Source organism: Nocardia sp. NPDC056541 (assembly GCF_042794235.1).
Lineage (GTDB): Bacteria > Actinomycetota > Actinomycetes > Mycobacteriales > Mycobacteriaceae > Nocardia.
Genome location: NZ_JBHTUD010000017.1, coordinates 57,871 through 75,763 on the forward strand (window position 1 = coordinate 57,871; position 17,893 = coordinate 75,763).

The window sequence follows — 17,893 nt, forward strand, 5'->3', positions numbered from 1 at the left end:
ATAACGATAAGCGAGGAAGTTATCAGTCAATAACAACTAAGGGTTTGGCATGACGCAGACACTCGAATCCGGCGGCGCGCGAGCCGCCGTGACGCCACCGAACTCCGGGGCTAAGAACAAGCCGCTCGGCGCGGTGATCGCCGCCGTCGGCATTCCGATGTTCATGGTCACGCTGGACAATCTCGTCGTGACGAACGCCCTCCCGGTGATCAAAACCGAACTGGGAGCGTCACTGTCGGACCTGCAATGGTTCATCAACGCCTACACGCTGTCCTTCGCCGCGCTGTTGCTGTCGGCGTCGGCCCTGGGCGACAGGATCGGCCGTCGCCGGGTCTTCCTGGCCGGAATCGGCATCTTCGTCGTCGCTTCCGCGGCGTGCGCGCTGGCCACCGAGCCGTGGATGCTCATCGCCGCCCGTGCGGTGCAGGGCGTCGGTGGTGCGGCCGTCATGCCGCTGTCGCTCACCTTGCTGGCCGCCGCGGTACCCGAGAAGATGCGCAGCGCCGCGATCGGGATCTGGGGCGGCATCGCCGGCTTGGGCGTCGCCGTCGGGCCGGTCGTCGGCGGTGCGGTGGTCGACGGCCTGAACTGGCAGTGGATCTTCTGGCTCAACGTCCCGATCGGTCTGCTGGCGCTGCCCTTCGCTGCCCGCATGCTGTCCGAATCACGGGGCGCCGCACGGAAACTCGACTACTTGGGCGTGCTGCTCTCAGCTGGTGGCGTGCTGGCGCTGGTCTGGGGTGTCATCCACGGTGCCGATGACGGCTGGACCGCACCGCAGGTTCTCACCGCGCTGATCGGCGGCGCCGTGCTGCTCGTCGCGTTCGTCGTCTGGGAGACCTATGCCACCGATCCGATGCTCCCGCTACGCATGTTCCGATCCCGCGGCTTGAGCCTGAGCTTCATCGTGTCCTTCGGGTTCTCGTCCGGCGTCTTCGGCTCGATCTTCCTGCTCGCCCAGTTCTTCCAGGTGGTCCAGGGCTACTCACCGCTGGAGTCGGGCATCCGCACGATGCCGTGGACGATGGTCCCGATGGTCGTCGCACCGCTGGCCGGCCTGATCGTCGACCGCGTCGGCGCCCGCACCCTCATCGCGATCGGCCAGCTCTGCCTGGCCGTCTCCCTCGGCTGGATGGCGATGATCACCACCGCCGACGTCCCCTATCTCGCCTTCGTCGCCCCGTTCGTCCTCGGCGGCATCGGCATGGGCCTCACCTTCGCGCCCTCGTCCACCATCGTCATGGCCAGCGCTTCCCCCGCCGACCAGGGCATGGCGTCGGGCATCAGCAGCACCGTTCGCGAAGTGGGCGTCGCCATGGGCATCGCCGTCCTGGCCTCGGTCTTCGCCTCCCACGGCTCCTACACCGACCCCCAGGCCTACGTGGACGGGCTCGTTCCCGCGGTGTGGGTCGGCGCCGCCCTGGTCGCCTGCGCGGCGGTGGTGGCAGCGTTCCTGCCCCGGCACACTCAGCCCGCGCGATAGCCGCTGATCGGTTCCCTGAGCAGGTGGTTGTCGCCGAACGGCACGACAACCACCTGCTCGGCATCGTCATAGATGATGGTGCCCGGTGCGGCGCAGTCCAACCGCTCCCATTCGACGCCGTGCGCGTCGAGGATCGCGAGGTATCCCTCGACCCGCTCGATCATCGACACCGCGCTCGCCTTGAACCACGAGGCGGCACCTGGATGCCGTGCGCGGTCGTACACCCCCGGGTCGACGTCACTCGGATTCGTCAGATTCTCGCTGAACCAATCGTTGCCGCCCCGGCGGAACCGCACCTCCCCGGCACTCAGGTGCCCTGCGGTCCACAGCCCGTTCACCAGGCCGAACACGCCCGGATGTCGACCGTGTCGATTGGGCTGCGCAGCCTGGAATCGAACGTAGGACAGTGCGCTCGCCGACGTGACCCGACGGCCGCTCGGCCCTGTCATCCGACACTGTCCGGGTGCTGGCCCTGCTCGGGCGCCGCCTGCTGTTCGGGCCGGTGCGCGCACAACCCCGCCGCACGCGGGAACGGACGCCGCCCCACGGGCCGAATCCCGAAGCCACACAACGCAAGCCCGCTCCCCGCAGCGGTGAGTCGAGCACGCCGCCCCCGCGCAGACGTCGGATCGCCGGTCTGTTCAGCCATCGAGTCGTCCTGTTCTCGAGTCGAACACGCTGGTGTGTTTGCTCATTTGGACGCGCCCCGATCCCATTCGGTTCCCTCGAATTCGGACTGCTTTCCGATTGCCCTGAGAAACAGCCGATTTCAGGCACAACACCCGACGCCGCGCGCAGCTCCGATATCGCGCGGTACGGAGCGCTCCGTGGGGACCGTGGGGGAATTCGTTGCCAGGTCACCGCGGTGAGCCGGTTGATCACTGGCTCGACCAGGTCGCGGTATCGTTGACCACAGCAGTCCGCACGAATGGAGCGACCGCATGACCCTTCCCGCGATGCATCCTCGGCCAGGCAACCTTCGTGAGGTCGCCGAGGAGATCGAACGCGCGACCGGTCTGCGTGTCGAGATTCTGGGAGGGGCGCTCGTGATGTCACCGACCCCACGTGGAAAACACGCGGGTTCCATCCGCCGACTGCGTCAGCAGTTGGAGGCATCGATGCCGAATGGGCTGGCCGCATATGAGGTCACCTCGATCGCGATGCCCGATGATGACGACGATTACTGCACTCCCGACCTGGTCATCCTCCCTGACACCTGGGACACCGACGATGACTGGCTCGCCGACCCCCTCGATGTCGAACTCGCCGTCGAGGTGATCTCGAAGTCGGAGCGGGCGGCGCAGATCAACGGCAAGAACGGCTGGTACGCCGCGGCGGGCGTGCGCGCCCTGCTCGTCATCGACCCTCGCGTCGGCCGCTGGGCATTGTTCGCCGGTCCCGCCGCAGGCGGCTACGCCGAACTGATCGAAGGCATATACGGCGACCCGATCAGCCTCCTCGATCCCCTGGGGTTGTCCCTCGACACTGCCTGCCTGCCCCGATACGACGAGTAGCCGCGCACGACCCCTGACCAGATCGGTCAGGCCGCGATTGCAGGATCCATACGAAGGCTGTGCGCGAGTTTGCTCGCGAGCCACTGAACTTCCCGCACAGGATGTTCGAGTGGCATCCATGTGGTTCGCGGTCGACGACAACCCGCGCCGGAACCGGGTGCGAGAATTCGCGCGACCCGCGCTGTGGATCCGCGCCCTCCAGTGCGCTGATCGGTCTGTCTCGCGACCCTGCCGACCTGCGCTGATCGCGTCGCGAGTAATCCGGATGAATCGCGTCAACCCCATCCCATAGGATTTACGCAGCACCGATGCGGGATGGCAATGACGCGCCCGCGAACCGATCCCCAGGGGAGAGTCGAGAAGATCGTGGCCGACGACAACAGTGGAGTCGAGCAAAACGCCTCTTTGACCGAGGAGGCACTCGCGGCAGCGGCGGCGGAGGCCGAGAAGGCGTTTGCCGCGGCGGCCGATCTGGATGCGCTGGCGGTCGCCAAGACCGACTTCATCGGCGGTAAGTCGCCGATCGCGCTCGCGCAGCGCGGTCTGGGCAGTGTGCCCAAGGAGGAGAAGGCCGAGGCCGGTAAGCGGGTCAACGTCGCGCGTAAGCGGGTATCGGACGCGTTCGAGGCGCGCCGTGCCGCGCTCTTGGCCGAGCGCGATCAGGCGGTGCTCATCTCCGAGAAGATCGACGTCACGCTGCCAGCCCGTCGTCGGCCCGTGGGCGCCCGGCACCCGATCACCGTGATCTCCGAGCAGATCGCCGACTTCTTCGTCGGCATGGGCTGGGAGGTCGCCGAGGGTCCCGAGGTGGAGACCGAGCACTTCAACTTCGACGCGCTGAACTTCCTGCCCGACCACCCGGCGCGCACCATGCAGGACACCTTCCACATCGCCCCGGAGGGCTCGCGCCAGGTGCTGCGCACGCACACCTCACCGGTGCAGGTGCGGTCCATGCTCGAGCGCGAGGTGCCGATCTACGTCGCGTGCCCCGGTCGCACCTTCCGCACCGACGAGCTCGACGCCACCCACACCCCGGTGTTCTCGCAGGTGGAGGGTTTGGCGATCGACAAGGGCCTGACCATGGCGCACCTGCGCGGTGTCCTCGACGCGTTCGCCCAGGCCATGTTCGGCCCCGAGACCCGTACTCGCATGCGCCCCAACTACTTCCCCTTCACCGAGCCGTCGGCCGAGGTCGACGTGTGGTTCCCGAACAAGAAGGGCGGCGCGGGCTGGATCGAGTGGGGCGGCTGCGGCATGGTCAACCCGAAGGTCCTGATCGCCAGCGGCATCGATCCCGAGGTGTATTCCGGGTTCGCGTTCGGCATGGGCATGGAGCGCACCCTGCAGTTCCAGACCACCATCGCCGACATGCGCGACATCGTCGAGGGTGATGTGCGGTTCACCCTGCCCTTCGGTATCCGGTCTTAGAGAGAGAGCGAAACGTCAAGTGCGAGTAGCACAGTCCTGGCTGACCGAGATCCTGCAGCGCACCACCCCCGAGTGGTCGGTGTCGGCGGAAGAGCTCGACGCGGGCTTCGTCCGGGTGGGTTTGGAAGTCGAAGAGGTCGACAAGCTCGAGCCGATCGGCGGCAGTATCGACAAGCCGCTGGTCGTCGGCCGCGTCGCCGAGATCACCGAACTGACCGAGTTCAAGAAGCCGATCCGCTTCTGCAAGGTCGACGTCGGCAACCCTGAGTTGCAGGAAATCGTCTGTGGCGCGCGCAATTTCGCGGTCGGCGACCTCGTTGTGGTCGTGCTGCCCGGTGGCGTGCTGCCCGGCGGGTTCACGATCTCCTCGCGCAAGACCTACGGTCACACCTCCAACGGCATGATCTGCTCGGTCGCCGAACTCGGCATCGGCAAGGATCACGACGGCATCTTGGTGCTCGAGCCCGGTTCCGCGCAGCCCGGCGACGACGCGAACGTGCTCCTCGGCACCGATGACACGATCATCGAACTCAACATCACCCCCGATCGTGGCTACTGCTTCTCGGTGCGCGGCCTGGCCCGCGAGCTGGCCTGCGGGTTCGACCTCGAATACGCCGACCCCGCCGTGCGCACGCTGCCGGAGGCCGACTCCGAGGCCTGGCCCGTTCGCCTGGACGACGATGCGGACTGCACCCGCTTCGGCGTGCGCCGCGTCACCGGGATCAACCCGAACGCGGTGAGCCCGCTGTGGTTGCAGCGCAGGCTGATGCTGTCGGGCATGCGGCCGATCTCCCCGGCTGTCGACGTCACCAACTACGTGATGCTCGAACTCGGTCAGCCCCTGCACGCCTTCGACGCCGCGAAGCTGCACGGCGGTCTGGTGGTTCGCTCGGCGCACAAGGGCGAGACCCTGCGCACCCTCGACGACACCGAGCGCACCCTCGACGCCGAGGACGTGGTGATCGTCGATGATTCCGGCGTCATCTCCCTCGCCGGTGTCATGGGTGGTGCGAGCACCGAGGTCGGCGCGGAGACCACCGACGTGGTGCTGGAAGCCGCCGTCTGGAATCCGCTGCGGGTGTACCGGACCTCGCGCAGGCACAAGCTCTCCTCGGAGGCGGGCAAGCGCTACGAACGCGTCGTCGATCCCGAGATCAACATCGTCGCGCTCGACCGCGCCGCCACCCTGCTCGCCGACATCACCGGCGGCACCATCGAATCCGCGCTCACCGACATCCGGGTGCCGCTGGAGCCGGTCGCGCCGATCGCGATGGACATCGACCTGCCCGACCGCGTCGCCGGCGTCACCTACCCGGCGGGCACCTCCGTGCGCAGGCTGGCCCAGATCGGCGCGGGCGTCGAGATCGAGGTCAACGACGCGGGCAAGACCCAGCTGCTGGTGACCCCGCCGAGCTGGCGCCCCGATCTCTCGCAGCCCGCTGACCTGGTCGAAGAAGTCCTGCGGCTGGAGGGCCTCGAGCAGATCCCGTCCGTGCTGCCGACCGCGCCCGGCGGTCGCGGTCTGACCGCGCAGCAGCAGCGTCGTCGTGCGGTGAGCCGGGCGCTGGCCTTCGCCGGTGCCGTCGAGGTGCCGCCGCCGGCCTTCCTGCCCGGTGGCGTATTCGAGGTGTGGGGGCTCGACGCCGACGACCCGCGCCGCAACACCACCCGCGTCCTGAACCCCCTCGACAGCGACCGCCCCGAACTGGCGACCACGTTGCTGCCGGGTCTGCTGGAAGTGGCCGCCCGCAACATCTCGCGCGGTGCGCGCGACCTGACGATCTACGGCATCGCCCAGGTGGTGCAGCCCGGCGCGCAGACCCACTCGGTCGAGGCGTTGCCGGTGGACCGTCGTCCCACCGACGAGCAGATCGCCGAGCTCAAAGCGTCGCTGCCCGCTCAGCCGGTGCACGTCGTCGCGGTGCTCAGCGGTAAGCACGACCCGCGCGGGCCGTGGGGCCCCGGCCGTGCGGCCGAGGCCGCCGATGCCTTCGCGCTGGTCGACGACATCGCCGACGCGGCGGGTGTGGTCATCGAACGCCGGGCCGCGGCCTACCTCCCGTGGCACCCCGGTCGCTGCGCGGAACTGCTCGTCGACGGTGTGGTCGTCGGCCACGCGGGCGAACTCCACCCCGCCGTCCTGGAGCGCGCCGGTCTGCCGCCGCGCACCTGCGCGCTGGAAGTGGACCTCGACGCCCTGCCGCTGAGTGAATCCCTGCCCGCGCCGACGATCTCGGCGTTCCCGGCAGTCCTGCAGGACGTGTCGATCAGCGTCGAGAAGACCGTCCCGGCCGCGCAGGTCGAAACCGCGCTCCGCACCGGCGGCGGCGACCTGCTCGAGAGCATCGCTCTGTTCGACGTCTACGAAGGCGCCCAAGCAGGCGAGGGCCGCAAATCCCTCACCTACGCCCTGCGCTTCCGGGCCCCCGACCGCACCCTCACCGAAGACGAGGCCAGCGCCGCCCGCGACGCCGCCGTCGCCTCGGCCACCACCGCGGTCGGCGCCGAACTGCGCGGCTGATCCTCACCCGACATCCGAAGGCCGCCCGGTTCCGCCGGGCGGCCTTCGTCGTGAGCGGTTGTCCCTCAGGTTGTTTCACGTCTGACGAACCCGAACCCGAACCCGAACCCGAACCCGGCGCTGCGACGCGAGTGCGGCCGCTGTCGCTCACCGGTGGCGCGCCGCCGATCACGACCGGCACGCGTAGTCGGCGCAAGGATCCACCTTCGCGGCACGACGCCAGAATTCGGCGGTGGTGCGCGGGGAGTGGGGGCGAGCGGTTGGGCTCGGACCGGGGGCGGGCTAGGTTGGAGGGTGTGTCGATGATGAAAGGTGCCAATGTCGCGGTGCCTGCTTCCGCGGTCCGCGTCGAATTGGGTTGGCAGTCGGGGCCGGGTGTGCCCGATGCCGACGCGTCCGCGCTGTTGCTCGCCGGGGCGAAGGTGCGCTCCGATGACGACTTCGTGTTCTACAACCAGGCCGTGCATCCCTCGGGCGCGGTGCGGCACGAAGGAAAACAGCAGGGACACACCGTTGTCGACGCGCTCTCGGTGAATCTCGGGCAGGTCGAGCCGCAGATCGAGACGATCGTGCTCGCCGCGTCCGCCGACGGGGGGACCTTCGGTCAGTTCCACGGGCTCTACATCCGGGTGATCGACACCGCGACCGGCGCCGAGGTTGCGCGGTTCGACAGCAGCGGGGCGACCACGGAAACCGCGTTCGTGCTCGGCGAGCTGTACCGCCGCCAGGGTGCGTGGAAGTTCCGTGCGGTCGGCCAGGGTTATGACAGCGGATTGGCCGGGCTCGCTACCGATTTCGGCATCTCCGTCGACGATGCTCCCGCGCCTCCCGCGCCTCCCGCGCCTCCCGCGCCTCCCGCGCCCCCGCAGCCGTTCGGCTCGGGGCAGCCGACTCCGCAACAGTCGTACGCCCCGCCGACACAGCCCTTCATCCCCGCGCCTCAGCCGAACCGGCCCCACACCCCGCCGCCGAGCCCGCCGACCCCGGTGTTCCCGCCGAATCAGCAGCAGTACGCGCCGCCGCCGAACCAGCCCGGCATCCCACCCCAGCGCAACCCCCAGTTCGCCCCGCCCCCACCACCTCCGGTCGACCTCGCCAAGGTCTCGCTCACCAAAGAAGCCCCGTCGGTCTCCCTGACGAAACACGGCGCCACCGGCGGCGTCATGCGCGTGAACCTCAATTGGACCTCGATGGCCGCCACCGGCCGCCTCTTCGGGAAACTCCGCGGCAAGAACATCGACCTCGACCTGTGCTGCTTCTTCGAATTGGTCAACGGCGCGATCGGTTCCGTGCGCGCCCTCGACCGCCGCTTCGGCGCCCTCTACGAACCGCCGTTCATCCACCTCGATCAGGACGACCGCACCGGTGCCAGCATCACCGGCGAGAACCTGTCGGTCAATCTCGACTACACCCAGTTCATCCGCCGCATCCTCGTGTTCGCCTCGATCTACGACGGTGCCAGCGATTTCCGCAATGTGCACGCCACCGTCACCCTGCACACCGTGAATTCCGCGCCCATCGAGATGACGCTCGACGGCTGCACCGACAACTCCCGCGACGCGGTGCTGTTCGCGCTCGAGAACGTCGACGGCGAGTTCGTGGTGCGCCGCGAGGGCAGCTTCGTCCGCCCGCCCGCCGGGCAACCGGGCGGCGGTGTCGTGGAGATCGCGCGCCTGTACAACTGGGACTTCGGCTTCCAGGCGGGCCGCGGCAAATGATCCGGCATCCCGCGACGCGCGTGCTCAACGCGCTGGTCTACCACCCCGACAAGCACGTCGCCCAGACCCCGGCGGCGCTCGGCCTGGACTATCGCGATCTGACCATGCGCACCGCCGATGGCGTCGATGTGCACGGCTGGTTCGTGCGGGCCGAGCGCCCCCGCGGTCACATCCTCTACGCGCACGGCAACGCGGGCACCATCGGCGACCGCGTCTCGATCATCGCGCTGCTGGTCGACGCCGGCTTCGACGTGCTCGCCTTCGACTACCGCGGTTTCGGCCACAGCACGGGCACCCCGAGCGAACAGGGCACTTACCTCGACGCCAGAGCTGCCCGCCAAGCCCTGCTCGAGCAATCCGAAGTCGATCCCGATCGGGTCTACTACCTGGGCAAATCTCTCGGTGGCGGGGTACTGCTCGAACTGGCGGGCGAATATCCGCCCGCGGGCATGATCCTCATGTCGACGTTCAGCGGCATGCGCGCCGCCGCGCGTTCGGTCTACCCGTTCCTGCCCGCGCCGCTGATCCCGAACGCGTATCCGAGCCTGCGGCACATCGCGAACCTGCGCGTCCCGGTCCTGATGATGCACGGTGACCGCGACGAACTCCTCCCGCTGCGCCACGCCGAACGCCTGTACGCGGCGGCGCGGGAACCGAAACAGCTGATCGTGGTGCCCGGCGCGGGTCACAACGATGTGATCGACACGCTCGGCGCCCAGTGGCCGAAGATCATCGCCGACTGGGCGGCTCGATAACGCCGCAGCCCGGTCGTCGTCGAGGGTCGCTGATTCTGCGTAGCCTGGCGGTATGAGCGAAACGAGCGAACTCCTCGGCCGCCTGGCTGCGCTGCCCGACGACGAGCTGGTGTCGGTGCTGCGCGCCGCGGTCGCCGGACGCCCCGGGCTCGGCGCGGTCGCCGCCGCGCTGGCCCAGGCTGAGATCGGTCATGCCGAAACCGGATCGCCTGTGACTCTGGACACGAACGTCATCGACGCGGATGTGGTGCCCGTCGCATCCGGGCAGGTCGGAGGCGCGATGCCGGTACCGCCGGTACCGTCCGGGCTACCGGTGACCGGCGCACCCACCGCCACCGGCGGATATTCCACTTCCGGAGTGCCGACATTCGACTCGGTTCGGGATAAGGTCGAGCAGCGTTTCGGCACCGCGCAGGGAATGGACGAGCTCGACCGGCAGACTCCCGCGGGTCGCAGCGTCGACGAGCAATGGGAGGCGCGGGAGAAGGCCGCGCGTGAGCGGCTGGATCAGATCCGGAAATCGGTGCAGGGCAACGATTCCGGCGAGAAGTAGCCACGCGTCCTCCCTTCCGGTAACGACGTGATGGGTGGACACACAGATGACGCAGGCGCGCCAGATCGCCGACCGACTACTCGATGCGCAGGTGGAATTCCTGCTCGCCGAGGTGACCGGTGAACGGTTCGCCGAGGTGATCGCCCGCGATGTGGCCGCCGTGCTGGCCGTCGGCGAGTCGATCAGGTTCGGTGACGTGGTTTCCCTGGAACAGGGCGAGCAGACGGTGGCCACCGTGTTCGACCGCATCGGCGGCAGCCCCGTGATCGCCGATACCGTCGGTATCTTCTCCGACGCCATCTACGACCACATCGCCTCGAACACCGAATACACCCTTGGCGACGTGGTCGACCGCGAACCGGTGGAAGCATTGCTGGAGAAGATCTTCGGCATGCACCAGGCCCAGGAGCGGATCCTGGACCGGCTCACCGAGAGCCCGCTCGTCGCCACGGTGGCCTCGCGCTTCGTCGACAAGCTGATCGGCGATTTCATGCAGGCCAATCGCGAGCGCGCCGAGAAGATTCCGGGCGTCTCCTCGCTGATGTCGCTGGGTCAGTCCGCTGCCAACCGGGCCAAGAAGGTCGCCGCCGACAGCACCTTCGTCGGTGACCTCGCGGGCAAGGGCGCGCTGTTCGCGCTCAAGCGCACCAACAACGCCATCCGCGACATGCTGCGCGACGCGCCCGTGCACTCGGCGGCGATGGAATTCTGGGACCTGCACGCCGACGAACCCGTCGCGGGCCTGCGCGAATACCTCACCCAGAAGGACCTCAACGAGCTGGTCCAGATCTGCTACGAGATCGCGGTGACGACCAGGGAGAAGGAGTACTTCGGCCTGCTCGTGCGCGAGTGCGTCGAGGTGTTCTACGCCAGGTACAGCGACCACACGCTCTCGGCGATGCTGCCCGAACTCGGTCTCGATGCCGACGACATCAGTACCGAGATCCTGCGCTACGGGCCGGCTGTCATCGAGGCGGCCAAGCGCAACGGTGTGTTGGCCGGGCTGATCCGGGAGCGGCTCGAGCCCTTCTTCTACTCCGATCAGGTGCTGGGAATTCTCGGCGGCGAGTAATTCTCTCGAATACCGTTCGGCAACGCGAATTGATCGATACGACTTTGCTTCTCGATTTGCGTGACATCGCCGCAACCGGTAGTGATGTCGAGCATTCGAATTGCCGCTTCTGATCGGTCGCATCACATGTGCTGTGTGTCACGCTCTCTGGTGACCTGTATGTATCCGGCAGTGAACCGGCCGACCAACTCGTCGCCGGTGCGGCTGTGAGCATTCGGCTACACAAAGCCCGCTGGATTTCCGGCATGTTTAGATCAGTGCACGAATTGCTGCTTTACACCGTTCCGCATTGACCGCGCACTGCGCGGAGTGCAAGTTTGCACCTGACTTTCCGTGAGCCACCGTGACCGACGTTGCGGTGGCATTGCCAAGGAGTAGGTGTGCGTGCACGTTCCCGGCCGAACCCGACCGGAACCCGATCGGATGGCGGCGCTCGAGGGCAGCGGGCCGGCGCCGGGCTGATCCGGCCGCGCACCATCTCCGGACAGCTCGCCCGGATCCTGGTGGTGTCGCTGGTGCTGGTGCTCGCACTGCTCGGGCTGACCATGTCGACACAGGTCAGCGCCTACCGCCGCAGTGGGGAGACCGTGGACGCGGTGGCGGTCGCGCTGGCCGCGCAGGACCTCGTGCATCAGGTGCAGCGCGAACGCGGTCTGAGCAACGGTCTGCTCGGCGGTGATCAGCGCCTGCGCCAACCCGTCACCGACCAGCGCACGGGTACCGACGCCGCCCTGCATGCCCTGGTGAACGCCGTCGTGGGGAACCCGCCCGGTGCGGGGGAGGTGCGCTCGGCGCTGGGTCATCTGGCGGGTCTGCCCGCGATCCGCTCCCAGGTCGACAATCGCAATGTCACCCGGCAGGCGGCGTTCCAGTTCTACACCGACGGCATCGACGCGCTGAACCGTCTCTCGCTCGGTCTCGACCAGGCGCGTGACCCGGCCGTCCGGCACGGCCTGCAAGCGCTCTACGCACTCGGTGACGCGAAGGAATTCGCGGCTCGTGAACGCGGTTTCCTCAACGGCGTTTTCGCCGCCGGAGAATTCGCGCCGGGGGAGTACGTGCAGTTCCTCGACATCCGCGCTGCCCGCAATGCCGCGCTCACCGCCTTCGGCCACGACGCGACGCCCGCCCAGCAGGCACGTCTGGACGCGGTGCTGGCAAGTGAGAACGCCACGCGGGCAACCGAATCGGAGAACGTCGCGATCGCCTCGACGCTGGGACCGCTGGTTCAGCAGGTCGACCCGGCCGTGTGGTGGACGCAGATGACCGCGGTCATCGACGAGCAACGCAGGGTCCAGCAGGTCATCGGCGACGACGTCGGCGCGCGGGCCGAGACACTGCGCCGCGACGCCGCGCTGATGCTGGCCGCCTTCGCGCTGGCCGCACTGTTGGCGATCGCCGCCGAGTTTGCGCTCGTCTTCGCCAGCATCAGGGCCATCGTCCGCCCCCTGGCCCAGCTGGCGACCGAAGCCGACGACGTCGCCTCCACCCGGCTACCCGAGGTGATCGCGGCCTGGCACAGTGCCGCCGACGCTCAACCCGATCCGCCCGCCTCCGTGCGCACGCCTCCCGGCGCGAGCGTGGAGATCGCCGCTGTCGCGGGTGCGTTGGATCGCGTGCAGACCACCGCGTTCGACCTCGCCTCCGAGCAGGCGCTGGTGCGGCGCAACACCACCGAATCGATGGCGAATCTGGCCCGCCGCAATCAGAACCTGGTGCGCCGTCAGCTGGGATTGATCAGCGAGTTCGAACGCGAGGAGCTCGACCCGAAGGCACTGTCGAACCTGTTCGAACTCGACCACCTGGCCACCCGCATGCGGCGCAACGCCGAAAGTCTGCTGGTGCTGGTCGGCGAGGCGAGTCCGCGCCGGTGGGCCGAGCCGATCGCGCTCACCGACGTGATCCGGGCCGGGCTGTCCGAGGTCGACGACTACCGGCGGGTGGTGCTGCGCCGGATCGACGACATCGCGGTGACCGGCGCCGTCGTCAGCGAACTGGCGCACATCCTGGCCGAACTCATCGAGAACGGGCTGGCCTTCTCGCCGCCCGATCTCGAGGTCGAGGTGTACGGCCGCAAGGTCGCGGGCGGCTACCTGCTCGCCGTCGTCGATCACGGCGTCGGCATGCCCGCCGAGCAACTCGCCGAAGCCAATGCCCGGCTGCGCGGCGAGCAGGACTTCATCGTGGCCTCCACCCGCTACCTGGGCCACTACGTGGTCGGTCGGCTGGCGGGGCGCCTCGGCATCGACGTGGAACTGAACACGTCACCGGTCAGCGGCATTGTCGCCCGCCTGCTCCTCCCGCCGTCGCTGCTCGCCGACGGAAAAGCCGGGCAGGCAGCGGATCCGCGAGAGGGCGCCGCCCGCGGCCCCGCAAGTCAGGATCTGGCCGAACCCGCAACCCTGGAGCGCACGGACACCTCCGTCGCCGTGGGTCACACGGTGGCACCCGCACACACTGGGGCCACGATCGGTTCGGCGACACCGGGCCACCACGCGATCCCGGCCGGCGTGCCAGGTGCGGACCGTAGCGATGATCGACCGGTCGGCTTCCTCGGCGAGACGTCGCACGCCATCCGCGGTGGCTCGGCGTCGCCGACCGGCACCAACGGGCGGTCGCGGCACAGCCGGAATCCGGAATCGGGAGCCGGCAACAGCACCAACGGCAGTGGTCCGGCCGCGGCGAACCATTCGTCCACCGGCTCCGTCTACGCGCAGTTCCTCAGCAGTTCCACCGATTCCGCGCGTCCGCGCAACGGTGCGGCCCCCAACGGGGCGTCGGCTGCGGACCACTACGGCGTGGTAGCCCCGGAACGCTCGGAGGGGCAGGCCCGAGGACACACCAGCTCGCCGGTACCGCCATCGCGTGAACTGCCCGCCGTGGAGTCCATCGGCGCACCCGCCGTCGAACGCACCCGCAACGGCCTGGTCAAACGCAGCAAGCGCGCCAAGATCACCGGTGCGCCCGAGCGGCCCCGCCGCGATCCGGCCGCAGGCCAGGCCCGGCCCCCGGTTGTCGAACGGACCCCCGACCAGACCCGCAGCATGCTCTCCTCGTTCCGCACCGGCCACGAACGCGGCGGCGAGACCGAATCCCCTTCCGCTCCACTCGATCCCACCCGCTGACCGATCGGACAAGACCCCAGGAGACCCGGTGACCACCCACCTACCGACCGCCGATCCACACACCTTCAACTGGTTGCTCGGCAACTTCGTCCGCAATACCGACGGCGTGCGTGACACCGTCGCCGTCTCCTCCGACGGGCTGCTGATCGCGATGTCGGACGGACTCGACCGCACCGGCGCCGACCGGCTCGCCGCGATGGTGTCGGGCCTGGCCAGCCTCGCCCGGAGTGCCTCGCGCAGTTACGATTTCGACGGCCTCAAACTGATCATGATCGAGATGAAGCGCGGCTTCCTGCTGGTGTCGGCGCTGGGCGACGGCAGCTGCCTCGGCGTGATCGCCGACGGCGGCTGTGATGTCGGCCTGGTCGGCTACGAGATGGCGATCCTCGCCGAACGCGCCGGATCACTGCTGGACCCGCTGCTGATCAGCGAATTGCGAGAGTCGTTGCGCAGATGAGAGATTTCGATCTCCCGCGGCTGCCGGACCCGCGCATGATCCCGATGAACCAGCCGGCGGGGTGGCGTGGTCTCGTCCCGTCGGTGCCGGTGACCCCCACCGACCACGACGATGTCGACGACCGCTTCGTTCGCCCGTTCGTGGTCACCGCGGGCCGCACCGTCCCGGTGCTGGACGGCCTGCGCATCGAAACCCTCGTCCAGGCACCGCCGTCCGCACTGTCGGCGCCGCTGCGGTTCGAAGAACGCACCGTGGTGCAGCTGTGTCTGACGCCGCACTCCATCGCCGAAATCGGTGCCGCCCTGCGGGTTCCGGTCGGCATCGCCAAGGTGATCGTCAGCGATCTGGCGGCGGCGGGGCATGTGACCGTCCGTGACGCGCCGGAACTGTCGACCGCCGCCATCGAGAGGATCCGCGACCTTGTCCGCGCACTTTGAGGCACCAGCCATGCCGTCGTCGGTGAAGATCGTGATCAGCGGCGGCTTCGGCGTCGGTAAGACCACCTTCATCGGCGCCATCTCCGAAATCGAGCCACTGGTCACCGAAGCGTCGATGACCGAAGTCTCCATCGGTGTCGACGACCCCGGTCGTCGCGCCGAAAAGACCGCGACCACAGTGGCTTTGGACTTCGGCCGGATCACCCTCGACCGGTCGCTGATCCTCTACCTCTTCGGCACTCCCGGCCAGGATCGATTCGTGTTCCTCTGGGACGACCTGGTCGACGGCGCCCTCGGCGCGGTGATCGTCGTCGACACCGGCCGGGTCGAAGACTGCTACCCCGTCCTGGACTACTTCGAGGAACACCACACGCCCTTCGTCGTGGTGGTGAACCGCTTCGCCGACGCGACCCGCTTCGATCTCGGTGAAGTCCGTGAAGCGCTCGGCCTCGACGACTGGATCCCGGTGCTGGACTGCGATGCCCGCGACCGCGACTCCGTGCGCGATGTCCTGGTCGCGCTGCTCGAACAGGTCCTGCTGCACCGCGTCCAACCTCGTCAACGGGAGGTGAGCTGAGCCCACCTCCCGTCGCACCGGTCAGCGTCGATGCAGTGTGAGGTCCGACAGGGCCAGGTGGAACCGCGTGTCGGTGACATCGACCGAGGTGTCGGTGAATCGCTTGGCGCCCAGCGTGTTCCGCAGGAAGTCGCGCACGACGCTCGGCTGCGCGTCTATGGAGGCGAGAAGTTCCCGCGGTACTTCGATGGTCCCGTCGAAGAACCGCGGCTGCGCGGTGATCCCGGGCTGCTGCGGTGTCTGCCGCAAGCCGTCGACGGTGTGCAGCACGACGTCCAGCCCGCTCCCGTCACCGAATTCGATCCGCAGCGGTGTGGGGGAGACGGCCGGATCGAAGGACTGGATGCGTGCGGTCCACCCCTGGGCCGAAACGCCCTGGTAGTCGTACTCGGACACAGGACCGAGCGTCTCGTGAGCGCGGTGCACCGGCGAGTTCTCCAGTGCCGCCCCGGAAAGCGGCTGATCGGTGACGACGAAGGTCCACGACGCGTCGGTGAGCATCTTGCGCCAGAACCCGGTCCGGCCACCGTCGCGCCCTTCGACGCGCAGCTCTCGTGCCGCCGAGCCGGGCCCGGTCCGGTGGACGGAGATGCGGTCGGTGATCTCACCGGGCACCTTCGGCTGCGCGACCCAGTCCGGTGCGGGCAGCTGGATGGCGGCGTAGCGAGGATCGATGCGCTCCGACAGCATGTCCGGCGCTTCGGGTAGGCCGCGCTGGTCCTCGTAGGAGTAGCGGAAGAAGACCTTGTCCGCGCCGGAGATGTCGAAATCGTAGAGGCGCGTGTAGAAGTCGCCGTACCGGTTGACGACCAGCGAGGTCGACGCGCTGGTGGACAACGCGACAGCCTGGAACCGCCCACCGAGCGGAGTGCTCATCTCGTAGCTGTGGTCCACCGGTAGCCACGGGTCGACGTACTGGATCCGCTGACCGCCGTGGGTCAGCGCGAAGACGTGCGACACCTTCGCCCCGCCGACGGGGTGTTCGTTGCCCGCGGTATCTGTCCACACGTGATCCTCGGTGGGCGACAACACCGACCACGACCAGGCCGGCGCGCCCGGCGGCAGCGTGTTGCCGGGCCCGGTCCACAGCGGGGCGCCGTAGCGGCTGCTCCAGTTCCAGTCCGCGGGAGCGCTGAGTGCGTGATCCATCGTGACGAACCGGCCGTCGCGGTCGATCATCATCACTTCGTCGTCGTCGGCCGAGACACCGGCGATCGTGCCCGCCAGGCAGCCCGGCAGCGCGATCATGCGCCAACCACCCGGCGCGGCAGCCGGTTTCACGTACACCTGACCGTCGCGGGTTGCGAAGGTCCAGCGGCGGTTGAACGACTCGGTGGTGGTGCGGAAATACACCCGCTCGGGCAGCGCGACCGTTGCCGGGGCGAACGCCGCCAGTCCGGCGTCGGATGCGTCGACGCTCACCTCCGGGGTGCCGACCGTACCCACCGGCAGACACCCCGGATCGGCGATGGCCGCCGATTGTGTTGTCACTCCGGCGAATACCAGTCCGGCTGCCGCGATCAGCGCTGTACGCCGGACGGCGTGCCCGCGCCTCACAGCCATCCCGCCGCACCGAAACCGATCAGGGCGATCGCGTCGATCCCGAAGATCGTGCCGACCACCAGCGCCTTGCTCCGCACGCTCGGTAGATCGTGCACGAAGAAGCAGGCCGCGAAGAACGGCACGTACCCGATGATCCAGATCAGGAACGGGAAGCTCGGCTGCCACCACGACCAATCCCAGGTCAGCACGCCGGCCTTGTTGAGCAGTATCTCGACACCCACCGCCGCGATCGAGTTGATCGCGATCAGCACCGGCCGGTTCGGCAGCCCGAAGATCCGGGTTTCCTTCGGCGGCAACATCTTCGCGGCCGCGATGCCCATGATCGCGAACATGAAGCAGATCTCGATGTTCAGCCCGATCAGGATCTGGTAGGCCGTCGGTCCGCTCGCCGCCCAGACCGGTGCCCGCTCGGTGAAGTGGAAGACCAGCGCGTTCCAGATCTCGTTGAACCAGTCCATGCCCCACAGCGCGAGCCCGGCGAACAGCACATTCCAGTTACGCCGCTCGACTTCGACCGCGTAGATGTAGATGACCACCAGTAACAGCGGAATGACATACCACTTGAACTGGCTCGCATCGCGAAGAATCTCCAGCGCGGCCCGCGCGTTGTCGGTCAACGGGGCACCTCCTGCTCATGATCGACGAACTCGGCGAGTATGATACAAATCAACATCGAACGTCAATGTGTAT

At 68.2% G+C, this 17,893-nt stretch carries 15 protein-coding genes; 12 read left to right on the plus strand and 3 right to left on the minus strand.

Annotated elements, in window-relative coordinates; genetic code table 11:
• Positions 1–49: 49 nt before the first annotated feature.
• Positions 50–1,483, plus strand: a complete 1,434-nt coding sequence (locus ACFQ9R_RS26820) for a DHA2 family efflux MFS transporter permease subunit (RefSeq protein WP_378994141.1) — start codon at positions 50–52, stop codon at positions 1,481–1,483.
• Here ACFQ9R_RS26820 and ACFQ9R_RS26825 read toward each other — a convergent pair.
• Positions 1,468–1,932 (minus strand): hypothetical protein, encoded by a 465-nt coding sequence (locus ACFQ9R_RS26825; RefSeq protein WP_378994143.1) that lies wholly within the window; start codon positions 1,930–1,932, stop codon positions 1,468–1,470. The two genes, ACFQ9R_RS26820 and ACFQ9R_RS26825, sit on opposite strands and share 16 nt — an antisense overlap.
• Before the next feature lie 492 nt (positions 1,933–2,424).
• Between ACFQ9R_RS26825 and ACFQ9R_RS26830 the strand changes: the two genes are divergently transcribed.
• The 11 genes from ACFQ9R_RS26830 (at position 2,425) to ACFQ9R_RS26880 (ending at position 15,640) form a co-directional block, all read left to right on the plus strand.
• Positions 2,425–2,997 carry a Uma2 family endonuclease gene (locus ACFQ9R_RS26830; protein ID WP_378994145.1) on the plus strand — a complete coding sequence of 191 codons (573 nt, stop codon included), beginning with the start codon at positions 2,425–2,427 and terminating at the stop codon, positions 2,995–2,997.
• 366 nt (positions 2,998–3,363) lie between these two features.
• Positions 3,364–4,425 carry a phenylalanine--tRNA ligase subunit alpha gene (gene pheS / locus ACFQ9R_RS26835; protein ID WP_067457595.1) on the plus strand — a complete coding sequence of 354 codons (1,062 nt, stop codon included), beginning with the start codon at positions 3,364–3,366 and terminating at the stop codon, positions 4,423–4,425.
• 19 nt (positions 4,426–4,444) lie between these two features.
• Positions 4,445–6,946 carry a phenylalanine--tRNA ligase subunit beta gene (pheT, locus tag ACFQ9R_RS26840; protein ID WP_378994147.1) on the plus strand — a complete coding sequence of 834 codons (2,502 nt, stop codon included), beginning with the start codon at positions 4,445–4,447 and terminating at the stop codon, positions 6,944–6,946.
• 302 nt (positions 6,947–7,248) lie between these two features.
• Positions 7,249–8,664: a TerD family protein gene (locus ACFQ9R_RS26845; RefSeq protein WP_378994149.1), complete on the plus strand. Its 1,416-nt coding sequence runs from the start codon at positions 7,249–7,251 to the stop codon at positions 8,662–8,664.
• The gene (locus ACFQ9R_RS26850) at positions 8,661–9,419 is read left to right on the plus strand and encodes an alpha/beta hydrolase (RefSeq protein ID WP_378994151.1); all 759 of its coding nucleotides are present in this window, start codon (positions 8,661–8,663) and stop codon (positions 9,417–9,419) included. The genes ACFQ9R_RS26845 and ACFQ9R_RS26850 overlap by 4 nt, the downstream gene beginning before the upstream one ends.
• A 52-nt stretch (positions 9,420–9,471) precedes the next feature.
• On the plus strand, positions 9,472–9,972 hold the full coding sequence (locus ACFQ9R_RS26855; RefSeq protein WP_378994153.1) for a PspA/IM30 family protein: 501 nt from the start codon (positions 9,472–9,474) through the stop codon (positions 9,970–9,972).
• A gap of 46 nt (positions 9,973–10,018) precedes the next feature.
• Entirely contained in the window at positions 10,019–11,044 is a 1,026-nt protein-coding gene (locus ACFQ9R_RS26860) for a hypothetical protein (RefSeq protein WP_378994155.1), read from the plus strand.
• A gap of 380 nt (positions 11,045–11,424) precedes the next feature.
• Complete coding sequence (locus ACFQ9R_RS26865; protein WP_378994157.1) at positions 11,425–14,169, plus strand: nitrate- and nitrite sensing domain-containing protein; 2,745 nt, start codon at positions 11,425–11,427, stop codon at positions 14,167–14,169.
• A gap of 28 nt (positions 14,170–14,197) precedes the next feature.
• Entirely contained in the window at positions 14,198–14,626 is a 429-nt protein-coding gene (locus ACFQ9R_RS26870) for a roadblock/LC7 domain-containing protein (protein WP_378994159.1), read from the plus strand.
• Positions 14,623–15,063 (plus strand): DUF742 domain-containing protein, encoded by a 441-nt coding sequence (locus tag ACFQ9R_RS26875; RefSeq protein WP_378994161.1) that lies wholly within the window; start codon positions 14,623–14,625, stop codon positions 15,061–15,063. Before ACFQ9R_RS26870 ends, ACFQ9R_RS26875 begins: the two co-directional genes overlap by 4 nt.
• Before the next feature lie 10 nt (positions 15,064–15,073).
• Complete coding sequence (locus ACFQ9R_RS26880) at positions 15,074–15,640, plus strand: ATP/GTP-binding protein (protein WP_378994296.1); 567 nt, start codon at positions 15,074–15,076, stop codon at positions 15,638–15,640.
• 21 nt (positions 15,641–15,661) lie between these two features.
• Here ACFQ9R_RS26880 and ACFQ9R_RS26885 read toward each other — a convergent pair whose 3' ends face one another.
• Positions 15,662–17,203, minus strand: a complete 1,542-nt coding sequence (locus ACFQ9R_RS26885) for a hypothetical protein (RefSeq protein ID WP_378994163.1) — start codon at positions 17,201–17,203, stop codon at positions 15,662–15,664.
• Positions 17,194–17,820, minus strand: coding sequence for a hypothetical protein (locus ACFQ9R_RS26890; protein WP_378994165.1), 627 nt, complete (start codon positions 17,818–17,820; stop codon positions 17,194–17,196). The genes ACFQ9R_RS26885 and ACFQ9R_RS26890 overlap by 10 nt, the downstream gene beginning before the upstream one ends.
• Positions 17,821–17,893 lie beyond the last annotated feature (73 nt).